The following is a 20,365-nucleotide window of genomic DNA, read 5'->3' on the forward strand; positions in this document are numbered from 1 at the left end:
AAAATGGCGCCATTATTTTATAGATTGAATCCTGAACCGCAGCTGAGCCGGTGTGCCTTTTAGGTGTGAAATATGCTCTAGCGGCGGTGGTAAAAATCACTTTGTCCTCTTTGCTCTGAAGCTTTAAGAGTTAAAAACCTGCTGGTAAGTTTCATCCTTATCGTGATAGATGGCGAATCCCAGCCTGAGAAACTGTTGTCGCCGATCACACAGAACTGCTCGAGCCTTGAGCTCTTCCTGAACCCTCTGTGAGATTTCTGGTTGTGAGCAGTCAAATGTGAAAAAGTGGCCGTGACCTTCTTCCAGATCATGACAAATCAAGTTGTTGCGATTCAAGATGGGATGGTCTGAGTTATCCATGCTATTCAGGAATCGGGTTTGCGCATTGAGAACATAGCTATGTATTTTCTCGATGGTAATGCCTTCGCGATGGAATAAATCGAAAATAGCCAGGGCTTTGTAGAGTGTTGAATAGTCCATGGTCGCCCCAGCAAAGCGCAGCCAATTGTCGCTATATCCGACTTCTCCCGAGCGATTCTCCAGCTCAGCCATTTCTGCGAACCAGCCGGTATTTACAGGGCGCAGTGTACAGTTCGCAGGAATTGTCATAAAACACAGGCCTTCACCGGCGCCTAGGTACTTATATGACCCTGCCGTAAAAAAAACCTTGTCTGCAACGGTTGAAAGATCGATTGGGCGGGCAAAAAAACCGTGATATCCATCGATAACGAATTGTGTGCCATGCGGTTTCTGTTCCGCAACCTCCAGCAGCCGGGGAAACACCACACCGGAGTCAAAAAATACCAGGCTGGCATAGGCCAGATGGTATTCATTTTTATGTAGTTCGGTTTCAAATCTTTCCGCCAGGGTGGCGTAGGGTTCTTTGGCAACTCTTGTTACCTCTACTTGAGGAAGCTCTTCCAGACGTTGTAATTGTCGAGTAAAACTGTAGAACTCTCCGTCTGTAGTGAGAATGCGCAATGGTTTACTGGGATCGAATGAACTCAGTAGCCGATACACTAGTTCATGGGTATTTGGAGCTATAGCGATCAAGTCTGCCCTGGGTAGGTTGAGGGATTTTGCAATCGCCGCTTGCCATGAGGGTATCTTCTCCTCAAAAATTGGCCCCCATTTTTCATCGGCCAGAAGTGCTGAATCGCGCCAGTACTGCTGTACTGCATCAAGGGTAACATCGGGCCAGTAATGGTGGGAGTGGCAAGCCATGTGCAGCATGGAAGAGGGACTGCCACTGGGCGCCTGAAGGAACTCGCGATAGAATTTTTTATACATATGCGTTTAGCTTTAAAAAGCCGATTTATTTGTTATGGGCTGATTGTAGAGCTTGGCAACAAGAAGGAGTAGAGGGTGAAGTACTTACACACGATGGTTCGCGTAACCAATCTGGATGAATCTCTGACATTTTACTGTGAAAAGCTGGGCCTGCAGGTCGTTAGTCGAAATGATTATGATAAAGGGCGTTTCACCCTAGTATATCTCGCAGCCCCCGAGGATCTTGAAGCGGCCAGGGAGAATAAGGCCCCGACACTGGAACTCACTTACAATTGGGACCCGGAAAGCTACACTGGCGGGCGGAACTTCGGACACCTGGCATATCGGGTAAATGATATTTACGGGGTGTGCCAACGCATGATGGATCAGGGAGTGGTTATCAACAGACCCCCGAGAGACGGCCATATGGCATTTCTTCGCTCCCCAGATGGGATTTCCATTGAGTTGCTGCAAAGTGGAGAGCCTCTCCCACCACAGGAGCCCTGGATGTCTATGGAAAATCAGGGTGAGTGGTAGTCCGGGATAGTTGAAACCTGAGATAAATTCTGACGGCCAAGAAAAAGAGAAAGTGAGTGAAAAATACCAGTTGTATTCTACTGGCCGGAGAGACGGCTGCGCGGCGCATACGTGAAGAGGGATTGTCCCAGAGGCAATTTTCGACGCTGGTCGGCGCTTCCGGCGGTCCCAAGTGGCTGGTGATTAGCCAGTTGGATCGGGTATTGATGGGGGAGTTCTTCAAAGGGCGGGGCGAACCAATTGTCACCTTGGGATCATCTATCGGTAGTTTTCGCAACATGTGTTACGCAATGGCAGAGCCGCTGTCAGCACTTGAGCGATTAGAGCATCACTACATTTACCAAACCTATTCAGACAAACCTTCCCCTGAGGAGATTACTGCCGGCGGTCGCAAGATGCTACAGGCAGTGTTGGGTGCTGAAGGTGCTCGCGAGGTAGTGGAAAATCCCATTTGGCACAGCCACTTTGTGGCGGTCAGGGGCAGGGGGCCACTGGCCAGTGAAAACAAGGCACTGTTGGCGCCGGCATTACTCGCCTCGGCACTGGCAAATGCTGTATCTCGCAACAGCCTGAGCGCTTTTTGGGAGCGGGTGGTTTTTCATTCGCAAGAGTCGGCAGGCATTCACTTCCAGAACCTGAGCACCGAAAATATTCCGCTGACTGAGCAGAATACCTGTGCTGCTGTACTGGCCAGTGGCTGTATCCCTTTGGTTATGACAGGGGTGCAGACACCGGAGGGAGCTCCACAGGGTAATTATCGCGATGGCGGTATCACCGATTATCACTTTGATCTGCGCTTTCGCCACCCCCAGGGCCTAGTGCTCTACCCGCACTTTTTCCCCTATATGGTGCCCGGCTGGTTTGATAAAGGGCTCTCCTGGCGACGGGTTCGCGGAGATGCCATGCAATCCACTCTGGTTGTGGCTCCTTCGCCCAAATTCGTTGCCTCCTTGCCCTATGGCAAAATTCCAGACCGCAATGATTTCTACAAGCTCGACCGTGAAGACCGTTTGAAGTACTGGGGGCGGGTGGTTGATCTCAGTCGCCGGGTGGCAGATGATTTTTATGAAATTTGGCAAAGTGGCCGGGCAACTGAACATCTAATTGAGGTGGGTGCGGAGGATGTCCCTCATATGTTGGAGCAGGTCAGGGCAGCATAGGTATGGTGCAGGAATTTAACAGTCCCCAGGAAGAGTACCGCACAACCCAGGAGAGGGTTTATTTTCAGGTGCGGGATGCCATTCTGCGGGGAAAGTTTTTGCCGGGTAGGGCGATTACTATCCGGGGTCTGGCCTCGGAGCTTAATTGCAGTCCAATGCCGGTTCGCGAAGCGTTGCGTCGCCTGACCTCGGAGCGGGCCCTTGAGCTGTCAGATACCCGCCGGGTCAGGGTGCCGACAATGACCCCGGAAAAACTGGCAGAGATTTGTGCCGCTCGCGTGGCCCTGGAGTGTCAGGCCGCTGAACAGGCACTGCCATTGGTCGGGGATGCTGAATTAGCGCAACTTCGGGAGCTGGATGAGCGTGTAACAGAAGCTCTCGCTCAGAAAGACATCGAGCGCTATGTAACTACTAATCTGGAATTTCACTTTACCCTTTATCGCCTGGGGCAGCCCCATATCATCCTGTCCCTTATCGAGAGCCTGTGGCTACAGACAGCTCCCCTCCAGCACTTGGTTTTCCAGCGCTTTGGCGTGCAGGAGCTGCCAGACCGGCATCAAGATCTGCTCGAAGCTATTGCCAGTAAAGATGAGTTGAAGGTGCGCAAAGCCATTCAGCAGGATATTGAAGAGGGGCTCGGCTCTATCTCTGCAGAGGAGCTGCTGTAGCGGCTCCTTCCCCCCAGTTGACTATTTAGTTCCCTTTTTTTCTCCTCGCACTGGCGCGATTCGACCTTATGTTTTCGGTAAGGGCAGATAGACCTTGCGCTTCTGTCGATGGCCCCACTAGAATGTGATCACAAATTAGTGGTAACGATTTGGCCTTTTGAGCCCGATTGGTGGGCGCTGAGCAAGGCCTGTGAAAGCCAGGAGAGAAATATGAACAAGACTGAGCTGCAGCAACACGACCGTGAGCACCTGCTACACCCATTTACTGACTTCCATGACTTGGGCCAGCAGGGGACCCGTGTGATTACCAGCGCCGAGGGCGCTTACATCACCGATATTGATGGCAACAAAATGCTTGATGGCATGTCAGGCCTCTGGTGTTGCAACCTCGGCTACAGCCGCAAAGAAATCAGCAATGCGATCTACGAGCAGCTGAATACCCTGCCTTTCTATAACAGCTTCTTCCAGTGCACTACGGTGCCCTCGATTGAACTCGCCGACGCCCTGGCTGAAGTGACCCCGGCGCATATGAACAATGTGTTCTTCACGGGTTCCGGTTCCGAGGCAAATGATACTAACCTGCGCCTGATCCGCCGTTTCTGGGATATCCAGGAAAAGCCGGAGAAGCGCATCGTTATTTCCCGTAAGAATGGCTATCACGGCTCTACCATTGCCGGTGCCAGCCTGGGTGGCATGAGCGGTATGCACAAGCAATTCCAGCCGCTCGACTACATTGAGTACGTACAGCAGCCCTACTGGTTTGGTGAGGGCGGCGATATGTCTCCAGAGGAGTTTGGTATCCAAGCGGCTCGCAGCCTGGATGAGAAAATCCAGGAGCTGGGCCCGGATAATGTTGCGGCGTTTATCGCTGAGCCAATCCAGGGTGCTGGCGGCGTAATTATCCCGCCGGAAACCTACTGGCCGGAAGTCAAGAAGGTGCTGGACCAGTACGACATCCTGCTGGTGATGGATGAAGTGATTTTTGGTTTCGGTCGTACCGGTGAGTGGTTCGGTGCCGACTATTATGGCATGAAGCCCGACCTGATGACTTTCGCCAAAGCAGTAACCAATGGCTACTTCCCCCTGGGCGGTACCATGGTGAGTGATCGTGTCGCTGAGGTGATCAAAACCAAAGGTGGCGAGTTTACCCACGGTTACACCTACTCCGCGCACCCGGCTGCCTGTATGGCAGGTCTGGCAACTATCAATATTCTGCGCAACGAGAAGATTATCGAGAATGTCCGCGATGTAACCGGCCCCTACCTGTCCAAGCGTTGGGCTGAACTGGCGGAGCATCCGATCGTTGGCGAAACCCGCAGTCTGGGTATGGTCGGTGCCTTGGAGCTGGTAAAAGATAAGGCCAGCCGCGCTCGTTTTGATGATGACTGCACCGCTGGTGCGGTATGTCGTGACCTGAGTATCAAGCACGGTTTAGTGATGCGCGCCGTTGGCGATGCCATGGTTATCGCACCACCGCTGATTATGACCACTGAACAGGTCGATGAGCTGGTAGAAAAAGCGCACCGCGCCCTGGACGACACTGCTAAAGCACTGGCGTAACATAGCGGCAAGATACTCTGTTGCAGAGGCGGTCTGATACCCCGTTTTCCATGATTTGAATGGAAAAGGGATGCCGGGCCGTCTCTGCGTTTAGATTGGATCACCCCAGGCACCTTATGTCTCAAGAAAAAGAATTCACTGCCCAGCCCGATCTGCTGGAGCAGTCGCAAAAATTCCTGGCAGAGCACTCGGACCTAAAGTGGATCGAAGGCTTTATGTTCGATATCAATGGCGTGCCGCGAGGGAAGTGGTTGCCGGCAGAAGCTGCGGAGAAATTGCTCAAGGGCAGTCTGCAAATGCCGCGTAGCGCGGTCAGTCTCGATATCTGGGGGCGGGATATCGAAGACAGCCCGCTGGTATTTGCCAGTGGAGACAGCGATGGCGTTTGTCTGCCGGTTTCGCCTATTAGCCTGGCGCCCTGGCATCGCGAGTCCACTGCCCAGCTGCATATGCAGTTGCATGAGGCAGATGGCTCCTCTCTTTATGCTGATCCCCGCAGCCAGTTGCAACGTGTGGTAGAGCGTCTCGGCATACTGGGTTATACCGCCGTGTGTGCGACCGAGCTGGAATTCTATCTGCTCCGCGATGAGGTGGATCATCTGGCGCGTCCGCGCCCGGTTAGCGATAACGACGCCGAGCTGGTGCCTTCCACCGACGTTTACGATCTGTCCGAGCTCAATGCACAGCGACACTTCTTTGCCGATGTGCGAGCTGCCTGCGAGGCACAGGGTATTCCCGCAGATTCAGTATTGTCGGAGTGTGCGCCGGGACAGTTTGAAATCAACCTGTTGCACAGTGCCGATCCCGTTAAAGTGGCCGACCAAACATTACTGTTTAAGCGCTTGTTAAAAGGGGTGGCGCGCAGTCACGGCTTCCGCGTGAGTACCATGGCCAAGCCTTTCGGGGATCAGGCGGGTAACGGAATGCACGTGCATATGAGTTTGATCGACGCCAATGGGAAGAACGTTTTTGATGACGGTTCTGACACTGGCTCCGATTTACTGCGTTATGCCGCAGCAGGAATGTTGGCGACTGCCAACGATGCGATGGCGTTTTTCGCACCTCACAGCAACTCCTATCGCCGCTTCCAGGAGAGCTCTCACGCACCGCTGAACCTCTGCTGGGGATACGATAATCGCACTACAACTTTGCGTGTGCCCGCCAGTGATCCTGTGGCACGGCGTATCGAGCACCGCATTGCCGGGGCGGATGTAAACCCCTATCTGGTGTTAGCTGCGATTCTCACTGGTGTGTGTCATGGCATTGAGAACCAGATGGAAGCGCATGCACCTGTGGAAGGCGATGCCTATCAGGTGGAGAGTGAGAAGTTGATCAATACCTGGAGTGGTGCACTGGAGCGCTTTGAGCAGAGCCCTTTGTGGCGCGAGTACCTTGATCCGCGCTTTGTGGAATTGTTCTCTCTGTTGAAAAGACAGGAGCAAGCAGAGATAGCTGCCCGCGTTACCGATGTTGAATACCAGAGTTATCTGCATCGGGTATAAACATTGGCGGTGTGCTTTAGCGTCGATTGCCGTTTTAGTGAACGGCTTTCACGACAGGAGAGTTAGTGGGGAGTATTTCCTCTGCTATACCTAAATTTAAGTGCGTAATGTACTTGAAACTCTCCTCCTGAAAGTGTGTTCGAGAAATCTGGCCCGCCTTTTGGCGGGCATTTTTTTATTTTCGATTGACTTATTTCCACTTCCTGTTCGTATTAATCCCTTCTTTTAAAGTTGCCATGGCTTGAGTGCATCGACTGACACGGTGTGCGGTTGCTGGGCTTTTGTTGCTATTTTGGCTTGCGAGCACACATCCTTGGGCCAGGATACCAAGAGTGTGGACCGCTTCCGCCTAGCAGTCATTTCTCCGCCAGTGTATTCTTCCGCTTTACCAGCGAGGCACCCCAGGCGGTCGGCTTTTAGACGTTGGCATTCGAAGAATGTCTGTGCGAGAGCGGATAATGTTATGGGGTATAAGAATATTGCAGATGGGGAAACTATGACCGCCTTGGGAAATTGTGCAGACGGTCCAACGGCTGGCGAGACGCAGCCACTAAAAATATGCCTTTTGGGGTATCGCAGCAATCCACACAGTGGTGGTCAGGGCATCTACCTGCGCTACCTAAGTAAAGCACTGGTAGATGCTGGTCACTCCGTGGATGTTATTTCTGGCCAGCCCTACCCAGAACTCGATGAGCGCGTAAAACTCATCAAAATGCCAGGGTTGAATCTCTATGAAGTTGAGCGTCCAGCGCGGGCCTTGAAACCTCGCCACCTGCTGTCGTGGGCGGATTTTTTTGAATGGTGGAGTAAGCTTACCGGCGGTTTTGCCGAGCCTTATACGTTTGGCCGTCGGGTAAATAAATACCTGCGCAAGCACGGCAAACAATACGACATTGTTCACGATAACCAATCACTGTGTTACGGCTTGCTGGATATCGAGAAAAATGGATTGCCTGTTGTCGCGACAATTCATCACCCCATTACCCGGGATCGTCAACTGGCAATAGATGCCGCCCCCGATTGGCGTTTTCGTTTGCTGGTACGTCGCTGGCATAATTTTTTGAATATGCAGATTAAGGTGTCGCGGAAACTTCGCCATATCGTGACCGTTTCCAGGCAATCTGAGCGGGATATTATCGAGCAGTTTGGCGTGGCTCCCGAGCAGATTCACCTGATTTACAACGGTATTGATACCGAATTATTCAACCCAGGGGCAGAGAATAAGCGCTTGCCTCTGCGAATTATGACCACCGCATCGGCAGATCAGCCGCTCAAAGGTCTGCGCTTTTTATTACAGGCGCTGGCGGAATTGCGCCAGGAATATGAAAACATAGAGTTGTTGGTGGTTGGCAAATTACGCGAAGGTGGCGCTACGGAACGCTTGCTTCACGATCTGGATCTTCAGGATAGGGTTCAGTTTGTCTCCGGTATTTCTAACGAAGAACTGGTCGATAATTACCGCAAGGCTACAGCGGTAGCTTGCCCATCGCTCTACGAGGGATTTGGTTTACCTGCCGGGGAGGCAATGGCATGTGGTGCTCCGGTAGTATCCAGTGACGGGGGTGCTTTGCCTGAGGTGGTTGGGGATGCCGGAATTGTGGTCCCTGCAGGAAATCACGAAGCTTTGGCTAATGCCCTGCGCCAGGTTTTATCCAGCGAAGCGCTGCGAAAAGAACTCAGTGAGAAAGGTCGCCAGCGCATTGAAAATAAATTTTCCTGGAAAATCGCTGCAGAGAGTTTGGTGAAATATTACCGGGAAATTCTCGGACATACACTGGCGGAACAACCCAGTAGTCATGAAATAGAAACTCCGAATATGCGCAGTGCGGAGGCGGCTTGATGATTACTGTAGATCCCCAGCACTTAAATCTTCGCCCTGGCCAAAAAGTCCTCGACTTGGGGTGCGGTGAAGGGCGCCATTCCATTCACTTGATGATCACCGATGAGGTTGATGTTTACGGCATTGATCTGTGTTTTGATGATGTGCGCACTGCCAGTGAGCGAGCGGAACCTTTTCGCTCTCCCGAGCATTCAAAAGGTCGCTTGCAGTTTGGAGTTGCCAATGGCTTGCAACTACCATTTGCCGATGGGAGTTTTGATGTGGTTATCTGCTCAGAGGTACTTGAGCATATCCCCGATTACAAGTCTGTCCTGGCTGAGATTAACCGGGTATTAAAACCCTCCGGTATTTTTGCCGCGACAGTACCGGCATTTCTTCCCGAGTGGGTGTGCTGGAAACTCAGCGATGAATACCATCAGGTTGAGGGTGGGCATATCCGGATATTCCGCGAGCGCGAGCTGCGAGAGGATATTGAAAAGCTGGGGCACCACTATTTTGCCCGGCATAAGGCCCATGCGTTACATGCACCTTATTGGTGGTTAAAGTGTTTGTTTTGGGACAAGCCCGATTCCCGCTTGGTCTCTGCCTATCACCGCCTGTTGGTGTGGGATCTGATGAAGAAACCAGCCTTTACCCGGATTCTCGAAAAACTATTGAACCCGCTGTTGGGAAAAAGTATTGCTCTCTATTTTGTGAAACCTGCCGGGTCGACACAACGAGTGGATGCGTCCCTCTCTCTGCCTGAGGGAGCTGAGGCATGAGTAAAATTTCTGTGCCGGCAAAAGCTTCTGGTCTTTTCCCTGAAGGATTTATCCAGGATAGCGCCGCCTATATTCTCTCCCAGCAGCTCCCCGATGGCTCAATTCCCTGGTTTAACGGGGGCTATGCCGACCCCTGGGATCATGTTGAGGCCGCTATGGGGCTCGCCATTGCCGGAGAGTTTAGTGCTGCTGAAAACGCCTATTGCTGGTTGGCTGAGATTCAGCTGGAAGACGGCAGTTGGTGGGCCGCTTATAAAGATGGCGATATTGACAACCGGGAGCGCCGTGAAACCAATTTTGTTGCCTATGTGGCAACAGGAATTTGGCAATACTTTCTGATTAGTAGAGACACACTGTTTTTACAGCGCTATTGGCCGATGGTAGAACGTGCAATCGAGTTTGTATTGCGCTTGCAAACGGAATTTGGCGAAATTCATTGGGCGGTAGATTCAGAGGGCGCCCCTATGGAAGATGCCCTGATCACTGGTTGCTCTTCCATTTATAAAAGTCTGGAATGCGCAATTAATATTGCCCACCAGCTAGGGGTTGCTCGCCCTCAATGGATACTTGCCCGGGAAGCTCTGGGCGATGCGCTGCGCAATAAACCGGAGCGCTTTGATCGCACCTGGGAAAGCAAGGCGCGCTTTTCAATGGACTGGTTTTATCCCGTATTAACCGGTGCCTTTTCTGGTGAGGCAGCGCAGTTGCGTCTTCAGCAGCGCTGGGATGAATTTGTCGTGGCTGGTTTGGGTTGTCGTTGCGTCAGCGATGAGCCCTGGGTGACGGTGGCTGAGTCCTGCGAACTCACCATGTCCCTAATCGCTGCTGGCCAGCGTTCGCGGGCGGAAATTTTGTATCGCGGCTTGCACCGCTGGCAGGATAAAGATGGGGGCTACTGGACCGGTTATGTCTACCGGGATGAGGCCATCTGGCCGGAGGAAAAAACCACCTGGACTGTAGGGGCCATGCTTCTGGCTGCCGATGCGCTCGCCGGATTAACGCCAGCGAGCGAGCTGTTTACATCGGTGCGCCTGCCCCTAAATGCGGCGCAGGATTCCCAGGGTGTCGACAGTTTCGACGAGCTCGAATTGAGCGGAAGCCAGGGCTAGTTTGTAAATATCGTAGGGCGCCTGGCCGCCATCGGCGGGGTCCGGGAAAATGTCGTGGATCGCCAGGTAGCCACCGGGCACGATATGGCGGGACCAGCTGCGATAATCGGTCATGGCCGCTTCCAGGGAGTGGCCGCCGTCAATAAATACGAGACCCAAAGGGGTATTCCAGCAGCGTGCAGCTGTTGCGGAGGGGGCGACGACGGGAACAACCCAGTCATCCAATTCAGCCGCGCGAATATTCGCGCGGAAAGTGCGAAAACTGTCCATTAAATTGGCCTGGCCATCAAACAGTTCGGGATCGTGATACTCCTCTCCGGGCTGGTGCTCTTCAGATCCTCGATGGTGGTCCACGGCGAACAGGACGTTATCGGTCAGCTTACAGGCACTGGCCAAGTAAATTGATGATTTGCCGCAGTAGCTGCCCACTTCAAGACAGGGACCCAGTGAGCTGGCTTCAGCTGCCAGGTGGTAGAGAGCTTCCCCTTCATGGGCGGCGAGGAAACCTTTAATTGCTCGAATATCAATAGGTAGATTTAGGGACATGGGTAAACGCTTGCTATTTTTCGTGGCCGAAACACTAAACTGCCACTAATACAAAAGCAATTGGGTTTTTACTCAGGGCTCCGTAAATCCCATAAAATATAAGTAGAAATTAAAATATGCGTAAGGATCACAGGCCCTATTGGCTCAAGCGACTGCAGCTGCGTTGGCGAAAATGGCGAACAGAGTATTTCCTTCTGCCACAATTCGATGCGGTTGGGGTTGAGCCGGAAGTAATGGACCCGGGTTCTGTCCATGTTTTTGGCGGAAATGTTCGGCTCGGAAATTATCCTCACTTAATCTCCAACAACGAGAAGTGTATTCGCTTTACCACTTTTGGGCACAAGGGGGAGAGGCATTTATTACTATTGGGGATTTCGTATTGATCTCTCCAGGGGTACGTATTTCTGCGGCTCAATCTATTGAGATTGGCGACGCCTGTATGATCGCAGCCAATGTGTATATTTCCGATTCTGATTGGCATGGGCTCTACAATCGCACGCGGCCCTTCCGTTGTACCTCCCCGGTGCGCCTGGGTAACAATGTTTGGATTGGAGATAGTGCAACCATCTGCAAAGGTGTCACTATCGGTGATAATTCTGTAGTGGGAGCCGGCAGTATCGTCACCAAGGATGTCCCCGCAAATACGGTTGTCGCCGGTAATCCGGCAAAACCCATTAAATCAATTAATCCCAAGCGGCGAATGATTACCCGGGAGGCATTATTTGCCGATGCCTTTCGCCAAGCGCATAATCTGGATGAATTGGATAAGATGATGTTGGGTGGGAACACCTTATTGGGTTGGTTGCGCTCGGTATTCTTTCCCCGCCGTAGCGATTGAATGTGCAAGTATTAATAAAATGAAAAAAAGAAAAAGTATTGTCCTGATTGGAATGCCCGGCGCCGGTAAAAGTACGCTGGGGGTGTTGTTGGCAAAGGAGCTGGCACTGGGGTTTACAGATACTGATGTTTTGATCCAGTCCAGAGAGGGCAAGACTTTGCAGCAAATTATGGCTGAAAGTGATTATCTTAATCTCCGCGCCATTGAAGGGGAGGTTTTAGCTGAGGCCACCCTCCCCAGTGATGTTATTGCCACTGGAGGAAGCGCAGTCTATAGCGATGAGGGTATGGCGAATCTACGCAGTCAGGGTGTGGTAGTGTTTCTTCAGTGTTCAGCGGAGGAACTGCGTCGGCGTATCCACAATTATGAAAGCCGTGGCATAGCGAAGGCGCCCGGGCAGTCTTTTGCGGACTTATTTGAAGAGCGACAGGCCCTTTACCGGCAATATGCAGAAATAACGGTGGATTGTGACAGTAAATCACTGCAGGAAACGCTTAATCATTTACTTAATGCGCTGCAGGAGCTTGCAGAGTAACCGAAATTTTCTCAGTAAGCCCCATGCGTTAAAGCAAGGGGCTTTACTTTTCACACTTTTGGCTTAAAGTGGCAGTTGGGTGGTGTACTTCACCTGCTTGAGGGCAAAGGTGGAGTTGACTGAGGCCACGTTTGGCAGGTGTACCAGGGAGCGCTTCAGTAATTGCTCATAGTGTTCCACACTATCCACTACAACGCGCAGGACATAGTCTTTGTCTCCGCTGGTGGAATAGCACTCTACTACCTCCTGGACATCCTGAACTGCTGATTCAAAGTTGTTCAGGGATTCCTCATCGTGATTGTGGATGGTAACGTAGCAGTATACGGTGACACCTAGATCCAATTTGCGTGGGTCCAGCAAGGTAACACGGCCACGGATAATACCTTCGGCTTCCAACCGCTTGATTCTGCGCCAGCAGGGAGTGTGCGAAAGACCGACTTTATCGCCCAGCTCTGCCATGGAGTAATCTGCGTTCTCCTGCAGCGCTCGCAGAATCTTACGGTCAAAATCATCCAGGTCTGTCGAACGCTTCATAAAGACTCCTATCCTATAAAAATTATCTAAATCGAAACTTCTATCACAAATTTACGCATATTTGCGTGAATAAAGCAATGCTCTATTGCGCTTAACGAACTAGTATGACCTGACTAAACCGTTTCGGGATAGGTGCAGTGTGCCCTCAGCCGCTCTGGGACTTTGCGGCAAATATAAAAACAGGCGCACATGACCACAGAAAACGGACTATTCGGAAGAATAATGACTAATAACTCGAACCGGGTTTCGAGAAGAATAATTAACCGGAAGTAGGTGTATGACTGAAAAAGTAACCAGTCCTCAAAGTACGGCGGATTCCCAAGTAAAAAAACAGGTTTCATTGGACGACCGCTACACCATGCTCAAGGGCCGTGTGCTCCTTTCAGGTATCCAGGCCCTTGTGCGCTTACCCATAGATCAGATGCGAATGGACCGGGATCGCGACCTCAATACCGCGACTTTTATCTCCGGTTATCGGGGGTCTCCCTTAGGTGGCTACGACCTGCAGTTATCCAGGGCGAAAAAACTGCTGGGAGAGTACAACATCCGTTTCCAGCCTGGCGTCAATGAAGAGTTGGCGGCTACGGCAGTTTGGGGTTCCCAGCAGGTGGGCTTGTTCCAGGGCGCAGAAGTGGATGGCGTCTGCGGGATTTGGTATGGCAAGACACCGGGTGTCGACCGCTCCTGCGATGCATTTCGCCATGCCAACGCCGCTGGCTCCTCTCCCAAAGGTGGCGCACTGATCGTTGCTGGCGATGACCACGGTTGTAAGTCATCCTCCTATCCAGGGCAGTCTGAATTTGCCTTTGTGGATATGCATATTCCAGTACTTAACCCCGCCACCGTGCAGGAAGTGTTGGATTATGGTCACTATGGGCTGGAGCTGTCTCGCTTTAGCGGCTGCTGGGTGGCAATGATCACCCTGGCAGAAAATATGGATAGCTCTGCGACCGTGGAAGTGGACCCTGAGCGGGTCAAATTCCACTACCCGGATATTGAACGTCCCGAGGGCGGCCTGAATATTCGCAAGCAGGATAACCCTCTCGAGCAGGAAGAGCGCCTGTGGCGCTACAAGCGACCTGCTGCGCTGGCTTTTGCCCGCGCCAATAAACTCAACAAGGTTGTCCTGGAAAATCCTGAGGCGAGCCTCGGCATCGTCACCACCGGTAAGGCCCATCTGGACTTGATGCAGGCCTTCGAAGACATGGGTATCGATGAGCAGAAGGCCAAGCAGCTCGGTATCCGAATCCTTAAAGTGGGTATGACTTACCCGTTGGATGTGCCGGGTATCCAGGAGTTTGCCCGTGGCTTGGATACGCTGCTGGTGCTTGAGGAAAAACGCAGTTTGATGGAAGTACAGCTGAAAGAAGAGCTGTACAACGTCCACGTGAAGGACCCGAATTTCCCGCGTATTCTCGGTAAAGTGGATGATAGTGATCAGCCGCTGATGCCCGCTTATGGCGAGCTGTCGCCAGCGATTATTGCCCAGGTATTGGGTTTTGTTTTGGGTGAGGACAAGTTGGATGAAGGCGGCAAACACCGCTTGATGCGCCTCAATGCGCTGGCTGAACGTATTTCCCAGCAGACTGGCTCAAGTGTGTCTCGCTTGCCTATGTTCTGTGCCGGCTGCCCCCACAACCGTTCCACCAAGGTGCCGGAGGGAAGCCGTGCCCTGGCAGGTATTGGTTGTCACTATATGGCCCAGTGGCTGGACCGGGAGACTTATACCTTCACCCAAATGGGTGCCGAAGGAGTTAACTGGGTAGGGCAGGCGCCGTTTACAACTGAAAAGCATGTCTTTGTAAACCTGGGTGATGGTACCTATTTCCACTCCGGCATTTTAGCTATTCGTGCTTCCGTGGCTGCCAAGGTCAATATCACTTACAAGATCCTGTTTAATGATGCGGTCGCCATGACAGGCGGCCAGCCCCACGATGGTGAGTTGGCTCCGGACATGATCTGTCGCCAAGTTTTGGCAGAAGGGGTTCAGAAAGTTGTCCTGGTGATGGATAACCCGGATAAATACAAGGGTGCGCTGTCCTTCCCCAGTGAAGTTGAAATTCATCACCGGGATTACTTGCCCGTTGTAATGGATGAGCTGCGTGAGGTTGAAGGTTGTACCGTTATTATTTACGACCAGACCTGTGCCACCGAACTGCGCCGCAAGCGCAAGCGCGGGCTACTGCCTAAAGCCGAGGGGCGCCCCTTTATCAACGAGCTGGTGTGTGAAGGCTGTGGAGACTGCGTCCAGCAGTCGAGCTGTATCGCTGTTGAGAAAGTGGAAACGGCGCTGGGCGATAAACGCAGGGTGAACCAAACCGGTTGTAATCAGGATATGTCCTGCGTTAACGGCTTCTGCCCCTCATTTGTCACGGTGAAGGGTGGCAATATTGCCAAGGGCGCCGGGGTAGGTGACGTGTTGCGAACTGAAGCGGCCAAGTTGCCCTCGCCACAGCTTCCGGGCTTACAGCAGCCGTATAATTTCCTGGTTACCGGCGTTGGCGGTACGGGTGTAGTGACCATTGGCGCCTTGCTAGCGATGGCGGCACATATCGAAGACAAAGCGTGCAGTACCCTTGATCAGACCGGATTGGCTCAGAAGGGCGGAGCGGTTTACTCCCATATTCGCTTTGCGGCTGCGCCCGAGTCTTTGCAGGCAGTACGTATTTCCGACGGTCGTGCCGATGCCCTAATGGCCTGTGACCTGATTGCAGCCGGCAATGTGGCAGCTTGTTTGGTTAAACTGGATAAATCTCACAGTCGCGCGGTAGTGAATACCCACTTGAGCCCAACGGCGGCAACGGTTCTCGGGCGTGAGGATGTCCACTCACCGCAAGCGGTATTGGATACGGTGAGTGGCGCGGTTAATGAGCTCAGCTCTGTAGAAGCGCATCGCCTGACCAAGGCAGCTCTGGGAGATACGCTTGCCGCCAACATTTTTATGCTCGGCTACGCCTGGCAGAAAGGGTTGATTCCGCTAACTGAAGCCTCCCTACTGGAAGCGATCCGCTTAAACGGTGTCGCTGTGGAAGGTAATCTGCAGGGATTTGCTGCAGGGCGGTTGGCGGCAGAAAATCGCAACGCTCTGGACAAGCTGTTGACCCACGAAAAAGTTGCGGTAGAGGCACCACAAACTCTTGAAGCGATTGTCGCTCACAGGGTGGAGCACCTCACCGGTTATCAAAATGCGGGCCTCGCCGAGCGTTACCGCAGTTTGGTCGATACGGTGAAATCTGCTGAGATTTTAAAAGTGCCCGGGAATGTCCAGTTGGCCGAGGTGGTTGCGCGCAATTATGCAAAATTGCTTGCCTATAAGGATGAGTACGAGGTGGCTCGCCTATATACCGATAGCCGCTTTACCGAATCGCTAAAAGAGAACTTCAGTGGTGACTTTACCCTGGAGTTCAATTTGGCTCCCCCATTACTGGCGCGCTTCGATAAAGGCTTGGGGCGTCCCCGCAAAATGAAATTTGGCGGTTGGATGTACAAGGCATTTGGTGTTTTGGCGAAGCTGAAGTTCTTGCGTGGATCGGCGCTTGATATTTTTGGCTATACAGCTGAGCGAAAAATGGAGAGGGCACTGATTAGCGAATATGAAGAGTTGGTTAAGAAAGTTCTGGGCCAATTAAATTCGCAGAATCACGCTGCTGCAGTTGAGCTACTTCAATATCCGGATATTATCCGGGGCTACGGCCCGGTGAAGGAGGCCAATATTGAGAAAGCGAAAGAACAGCGAAATATCGCATTAAATCGATTTGAAAACCCGGTTCGGGATATAAAACTATCAGCGGAGGTTGAGGTTTTTGACCCAGCTAAGGCACAGCAAGTAGGTTAATTGCCCGTTTGATAAAGTGGCTCAAGGACTGTCTTGAGCCACTTTATAATCCCCTACCAAACCCCTTGTAGTCGTATGGCGAATTGGTTGGTTTTATCTCCAGTAAAATCATCGTCACCGAGGGTGATGTTCATCATTACGCGGACTTTGGGGTTGAAATAGTAATTGACCCCAAATGTAAAATTACTCGCTCGCAGCTGGCGAAAATCCCGATTCTCTATAGCGGTATATCTTGCGGCAACTTCCCAGGCACCCTCTGGAGGAGATGGTTTGATAGATTTAAATACCCCCAACTTGGAGTCGTAGGGTTTATGTTGGCCGGTAATTGCCCAGCTTCCCATAATGTACCAGGCGTGAACATCCTGTCCGCCAATAAAGCATCCGCTTATGGGGTCGCAAAAAAACTTGGAGGAAGACCGAAGAATTCCTCATAGGTCAATTCAGAAAGGTATATCTTCCCTGTGAAATGACCATACGCATACTCCGCTTGGCCGAATAGAGGGCCGTAAGTCGCAGCTAGCTCGAAACCGGTAGTATTGACCCGGCCTCCGCCATCTCCAAGGAAAAACTCATCGTCACCAAACTCGCCAAAAAAATTATCTGATCCGCCAGGTGTGATTGCTATCAGCTGCTCCGGCCCTCGTCGGCCCGCATAGGCAACTTCAGCAGTGATATCGGGACTGTCCTGATTCGCTTTTTCGTAGCTACGGTATACACCCAGATGAACTGTTGATAAAACATCGTTAATTGGAGCCCAGGTCAGTCGAGTTGCTGCGCCAAACCCCGAGTTCCTGGGATCGCCTGGGTCCCGTAAGTTGAATAACGTAAAACCAAATGTATGACAGCACCAATGCTTATGCCAGTCGATACCTTGCTGACGCCCACGCCCAGAATAAATACCTGCAGCGCTGGTAAATGCCCGCTCCATGAGCACTAGGTCATTGGAGCTTGTCAGCTCATTGATTGAGCGGCTGGGTTTAAAGTTGCCGATGGTTAGTTTTCCCGTATAGAACTTTGTTGCTAAATAGACGTCTCGCAATCCTCCAGTCCCATCGGATGCAAAGTCTCTCTCAAGTTTGTAGTTCCACTTCCAGATTTTGCCTTTCATTGACAACCTTACGCGGCGAAAGTCTGTGGTGTTAACCGGGTCTTCCAGATCTTTATCAAAAATATATGTATCGAAGTGAATTCTTCCGCCTAGTTGTGCGGAGAAGTTCCCATCGTCAGAGACAATTTTCAGTCCACCTTTTGTTTCGGCTTCATCAGCGATGGCTGGGAAGTAAAATAAAAATATTGAAGTGGCACAGCATGCTCCCCAATATTTCATTGAGCGCCTCTATTTGAGAGTTGTCATTGGTCACGGAAGAAGTGCTATTTGAGTTTAGCAATAGAAAAGGTTGGGGCGTGGCGGTGTGATGAGAAGAGGGGCGCAGAAAGCCTGCGCCGAAAATGCTCAGGGTGACATATTAAAGGCGCTCTAGCTTGTAACCACTGTCACTCAAAAACTTGATAACGCTACGATCGCCTACTAGGTGGCCAGCGCCGACAATAACGAAAAGAGATTTGTAATTTGGCCCCTTTAGGGCAATTTTTTCTGCCATCTTTTCATTGCGTTCAAAGAACAAAGTGTCATAAAGAGGTTTATATTCAGGGTTCTCTGTTAGACCATCCAGGATGATTAGGCGGTTTAATTCATCCTCATCACCTCTTTTCCATGCGCCGGTCAGCTTGGGCAAAAAGGATGAAATATCCCCAATTTGCTCGAGGGTTTGTTGAAATAATAATGCAGGGTTGTCCAGGCCATTTAACATTTGGAACTGTTGGAGAACTCCTTCCAGTTCCAGAATAGATTTCCCATCTTTTTTAGCTTTCAACAGAAAATGGCGATCAATGCCGAGCTCTGGATTGAGGCCGTGGGCTTGCATCTCAATCATGCTTATGGAAATCATGGCAATGGCGGGACGCTGCCGGATAAACATAGCTTCGGGCATATTCCGCTTTCGCATCCAAGATTTTAATTGGCTATAAAGCTCCGGTGGTAATTCGTCTTTTAAGGTGCGTTTTCCCTGGTATACAGACTCCATCTTGATTCGCTGCTGCAACAGGCTATCGCCTTCTGCAGCTAGAATATCGGCCTCGACGGCAATGGCGTCACTTTTGGTATAGGCTTGCTCGATTTTTTGATCTAAGGGGGTAAAAATCCTCAGTTGCCAAGTGAACAGAGCCTAATAAGTAAATGGTTTTACTATCTTTGGTCGCTTTCCAGAAGACACCTTTGTCGCTCTCAGCAGCTGAAGCACCTATTGTTAGCAGAAGCAGCGTAAAGGCGAGAAAGTAACTTATTTGTCGGTGAAGCATTTTCAGGTCCCTGAGTGGTTTGCCATTGCAAATACTATCACTAACACTTTCGGGTGCCAGGGGAGCTTTTGCGTATGGAGTCACTGGCTTGCAAATTAGTGATGATTTACTGGGAAATTATCTTATTGGAAGTCAAAATAGACCTTTTGGTTTGTTGCCACGGAAGTCAAATTGAAAGTTGTACAATTTTTGCCCAATCTAGAGCCCGGAATCACAGCAACTCTTGCGCTTGAGTTTGCAAGTGAACTGGTCAAAAACGGCCACGAGTCTCTGGTGATTTCTGCTGGTGGGCCATTGGAGGCGCGGTTTCGTCTGCACGGTAGTGACTTTATCAGCTTTCCAAAAACCACTGAGTCAATATGGTCTTTGCGGCATAAATCCCGCCTGCGTAAGATTCTTACGGGGTTGAACCCGGATATTGTCCATACCTATGGCCGTTTAACAGCTTTTCTAGCTTGGCGCGCCTTAAAGAGTGAGCCGGCTACAAGTCGGCCCAAGCTGGTACCTCTTGTGGATAAACCTTTTCCCAAAAGTTACTTAAATAAAGGTTTTCTGTCGGGAGATGGAATTATCGCAACCTCGCATGGGGTTGCAGAGAACCTGAGGAATTCCTCTGCCAAAATTGTTGAAAACTCCGTAGAGGTTATTTATCGCGGTATCAATATTCGCGAGTTTGATCGAGAGAAACCAGTGGCGAGCCAGTGGCAATTGAAGCTTTTGAATAGTTATCCTCAGCTGGAAGGGAAAAACTGGTGGCTGATGCCGGGAGAGATCTCTGCAAGTGGGGGGCAAGAAGAGTTTTTACATATGTTGGCCCAAGCTGCTGCACACAACGAAGATATTCATGGAGTGATTGTAGGGGCTTTGATGGATGATGATTTACGCTATTTGAAAAAACTGGAAGGGCTCGCGCAAGAATTGGATCTCGGTGGCAAGGTAACTTTTCTCGGTGAACGCCGTGATATGCGTGAGTTGTATGCAACTTCCCAGTTAGTTTTTCAACTCGCCAGTGAGAAGGATGAGAATGCAAAGTATTCCAAGGAAGCAATGGCGATGGGGCGCCCGGTAGTCGCTTATTCTGGAGGCTGTACGGGTGAGGTTTTGCAAAATTATTTCCCCGAAGGGTTGGTGGAGCGAGGTGATATTAAATCTTTAATACAAACAAGTTTGAATTTGCTGAACAAGCCAAACAACTCGAACCCTCAAGAGTTTAGTTATGCAGCTTCAGCTGGAAAAACCATAGATTTTTTTCAGAATCTTATAAGTTAATTTGGTGGGCACGCGAGTCGCTAGTAGTTGGGCTATAGCATTGA

At 51.1% G+C, this 20,365-nt stretch carries 19 protein-coding genes; 13 read left to right on the forward strand and 6 right to left on the reverse strand.

What is annotated here, in order from left to right:
- Positions 1-123: 123 nt before the first annotated feature.
- A complete protein-coding gene (locus P0078_RS21975) occupies positions 124-1,290 on the reverse strand; it encodes an aminotransferase class V-fold PLP-dependent enzyme (protein WP_282932020.1) in 1,167 nt (388 codons plus the stop codon).
- A gap of 75 nt (positions 1,291-1,365) precedes the next feature.
- Between P0078_RS21975 and P0078_RS21980 the strand changes: the two genes are divergently transcribed.
- The 8 genes from P0078_RS21980 to P0078_RS22015 all read left to right on the forward strand — a co-directional run bounded on the left by P0078_RS21980 (position 1,366) and on the right by P0078_RS22015 (position 10,406).
- Positions 1,366-1,806: a VOC family protein gene (locus P0078_RS21980; protein ID WP_282932021.1), complete on the forward strand. Its 441-nt coding sequence runs from the start codon at positions 1,366-1,368 to the stop codon at positions 1,804-1,806.
- A gap of 56 nt (positions 1,807-1,862) precedes the next feature.
- Positions 1,863-2,966 (forward strand): hypothetical protein, encoded by a 1,104-nt coding sequence (locus P0078_RS21985; RefSeq protein ID WP_282932022.1) that lies wholly within the window; start codon positions 1,863-1,865, stop codon positions 2,964-2,966.
- A gap of 2 nt (positions 2,967-2,968) precedes the next feature.
- Positions 2,969-3,634: a GntR family transcriptional regulator gene (locus tag P0078_RS21990; protein ID WP_282932023.1), complete on the forward strand. Its 666-nt coding sequence runs from the start codon at positions 2,969-2,971 to the stop codon at positions 3,632-3,634.
- 210 nt (positions 3,635-3,844) lie between these two features.
- Positions 3,845-5,194 carry an aspartate aminotransferase family protein gene (locus P0078_RS21995; RefSeq protein WP_282932024.1) on the forward strand — a complete coding sequence of 450 codons (1,350 nt, stop codon included), beginning with the start codon at positions 3,845-3,847 and terminating at the stop codon, positions 5,192-5,194.
- Positions 5,195-5,310: 116 nt separating this feature from the next.
- Positions 5,311-6,696, forward strand: a complete 1,386-nt coding sequence (locus P0078_RS22000) for a glutamine synthetase family protein (protein WP_282932025.1) — start codon at positions 5,311-5,313, stop codon at positions 6,694-6,696.
- A gap of 463 nt (positions 6,697-7,159) precedes the next feature.
- Positions 7,160-8,536, forward strand: a complete 1,377-nt coding sequence (locus P0078_RS22005) for a glycosyltransferase family 4 protein (RefSeq protein ID WP_353057021.1) — start codon at positions 7,160-7,162, stop codon at positions 8,534-8,536.
- A complete protein-coding gene (locus tag P0078_RS22010; RefSeq protein WP_282932026.1) occupies positions 8,536-9,297 on the forward strand; it encodes a class I SAM-dependent methyltransferase in 762 nt (253 codons plus the stop codon). Before P0078_RS22005 ends, P0078_RS22010 begins: the two co-directional genes overlap by 1 nt.
- The gene (locus tag P0078_RS22015) at positions 9,294-10,406 is read left to right on the forward strand and encodes a prenyltransferase/squalene oxidase repeat-containing protein (protein ID WP_282932027.1); all 1,113 of its coding nucleotides are present in this window, start codon (positions 9,294-9,296) and stop codon (positions 10,404-10,406) included. The genes P0078_RS22010 and P0078_RS22015 overlap by 4 nt, the downstream gene beginning before the upstream one ends.
- Here the strand turns inward: P0078_RS22015 and P0078_RS22020 are convergent.
- Complete coding sequence (locus P0078_RS22020; protein WP_282932028.1) at positions 10,335-10,952, reverse strand: class I SAM-dependent methyltransferase; 618 nt, start codon at positions 10,950-10,952, stop codon at positions 10,335-10,337. The genes P0078_RS22015 and P0078_RS22020 overlap by 72 nt on opposite strands.
- A 116-nt stretch (positions 10,953-11,068) precedes the next feature.
- Between P0078_RS22020 and P0078_RS22025 the strand changes: the two genes are divergently transcribed.
- From P0078_RS22025 to P0078_RS22035, 3 genes are read left to right on the forward strand one after another with little or no spacing between them, the layout of a single operon-like run.
- Positions 11,069-11,335, forward strand: a complete 267-nt coding sequence (locus P0078_RS22025) for a hypothetical protein (protein WP_282932029.1) — start codon at positions 11,069-11,071, stop codon at positions 11,333-11,335.
- Positions 11,332-11,790 (forward strand): acyltransferase, encoded by a 459-nt coding sequence (locus P0078_RS22030; protein ID WP_282932030.1) that lies wholly within the window; start codon positions 11,332-11,334, stop codon positions 11,788-11,790. Before P0078_RS22025 ends, P0078_RS22030 begins: the two co-directional genes overlap by 4 nt.
- A gap of 19 nt (positions 11,791-11,809) precedes the next feature.
- Entirely contained in the window at positions 11,810-12,325 is a 516-nt protein-coding gene (locus P0078_RS22035; protein ID WP_282932031.1) for a shikimate kinase, read from the forward strand.
- 63 nt (positions 12,326-12,388) lie between these two features.
- Here the strand turns inward: P0078_RS22035 and P0078_RS22040 are convergent, their stop codons facing one another.
- Positions 12,389-12,859 (reverse strand): Lrp/AsnC family transcriptional regulator, encoded by a 471-nt coding sequence (locus P0078_RS22040; RefSeq protein ID WP_020413378.1) that lies wholly within the window; start codon positions 12,857-12,859, stop codon positions 12,389-12,391.
- Positions 12,860-13,136: 277 nt separating this feature from the next.
- On the opposite strand from P0078_RS22040, the gene P0078_RS22045 reads away from it, so the two are divergent.
- Entirely contained in the window at positions 13,137-16,694 is a 3,558-nt protein-coding gene (locus P0078_RS22045; protein WP_282932032.1) for an indolepyruvate ferredoxin oxidoreductase family protein, read from the forward strand.
- A 53-nt stretch (positions 16,695-16,747) separates the two neighbouring features.
- Here the strand turns inward: P0078_RS22045 and P0078_RS22050 are convergent, their stop codons facing one another.
- From P0078_RS22050 to P0078_RS22060, 3 genes are all read right to left on the reverse strand, one after another.
- Positions 16,748-17,035, reverse strand: a complete 288-nt coding sequence (locus tag P0078_RS22050) for a porin (protein WP_282932033.1) — start codon at positions 17,033-17,035, stop codon at positions 16,748-16,750.
- Positions 17,036-17,079: 44 nt separating this feature from the next.
- Positions 17,080-18,021, reverse strand: a complete 942-nt coding sequence (locus tag P0078_RS22055; RefSeq protein WP_282932034.1) for a porin — start codon at positions 18,019-18,021, stop codon at positions 17,080-17,082.
- Between the two features lie 139 nt (positions 18,022-18,160).
- Positions 18,161-18,916 carry a TraB/GumN family protein gene (locus P0078_RS22060; RefSeq protein WP_353057090.1) on the reverse strand — a complete coding sequence of 252 codons (756 nt, stop codon included), beginning with the start codon at positions 18,914-18,916 and terminating at the stop codon, positions 18,161-18,163.
- A gap of 307 nt (positions 18,917-19,223) precedes the next feature.
- On the opposite strand from P0078_RS22060, the gene P0078_RS22065 reads away from it, so the two are divergent.
- Positions 19,224-20,321: a glycosyltransferase gene (locus P0078_RS22065; protein ID WP_282932035.1), complete on the forward strand. Its 1,098-nt coding sequence runs from the start codon at positions 19,224-19,226 to the stop codon at positions 20,319-20,321.
- The last annotated feature ends 44 nt before the right edge of the window (positions 20,322-20,365 follow it).

It is taken from the genome of Microbulbifer sp. VAAF005 (genome assembly GCF_030012985.1).
In the GTDB taxonomy this organism is placed as follows: Bacteria; Pseudomonadota; Gammaproteobacteria; order Pseudomonadales; family Cellvibrionaceae; genus Microbulbifer.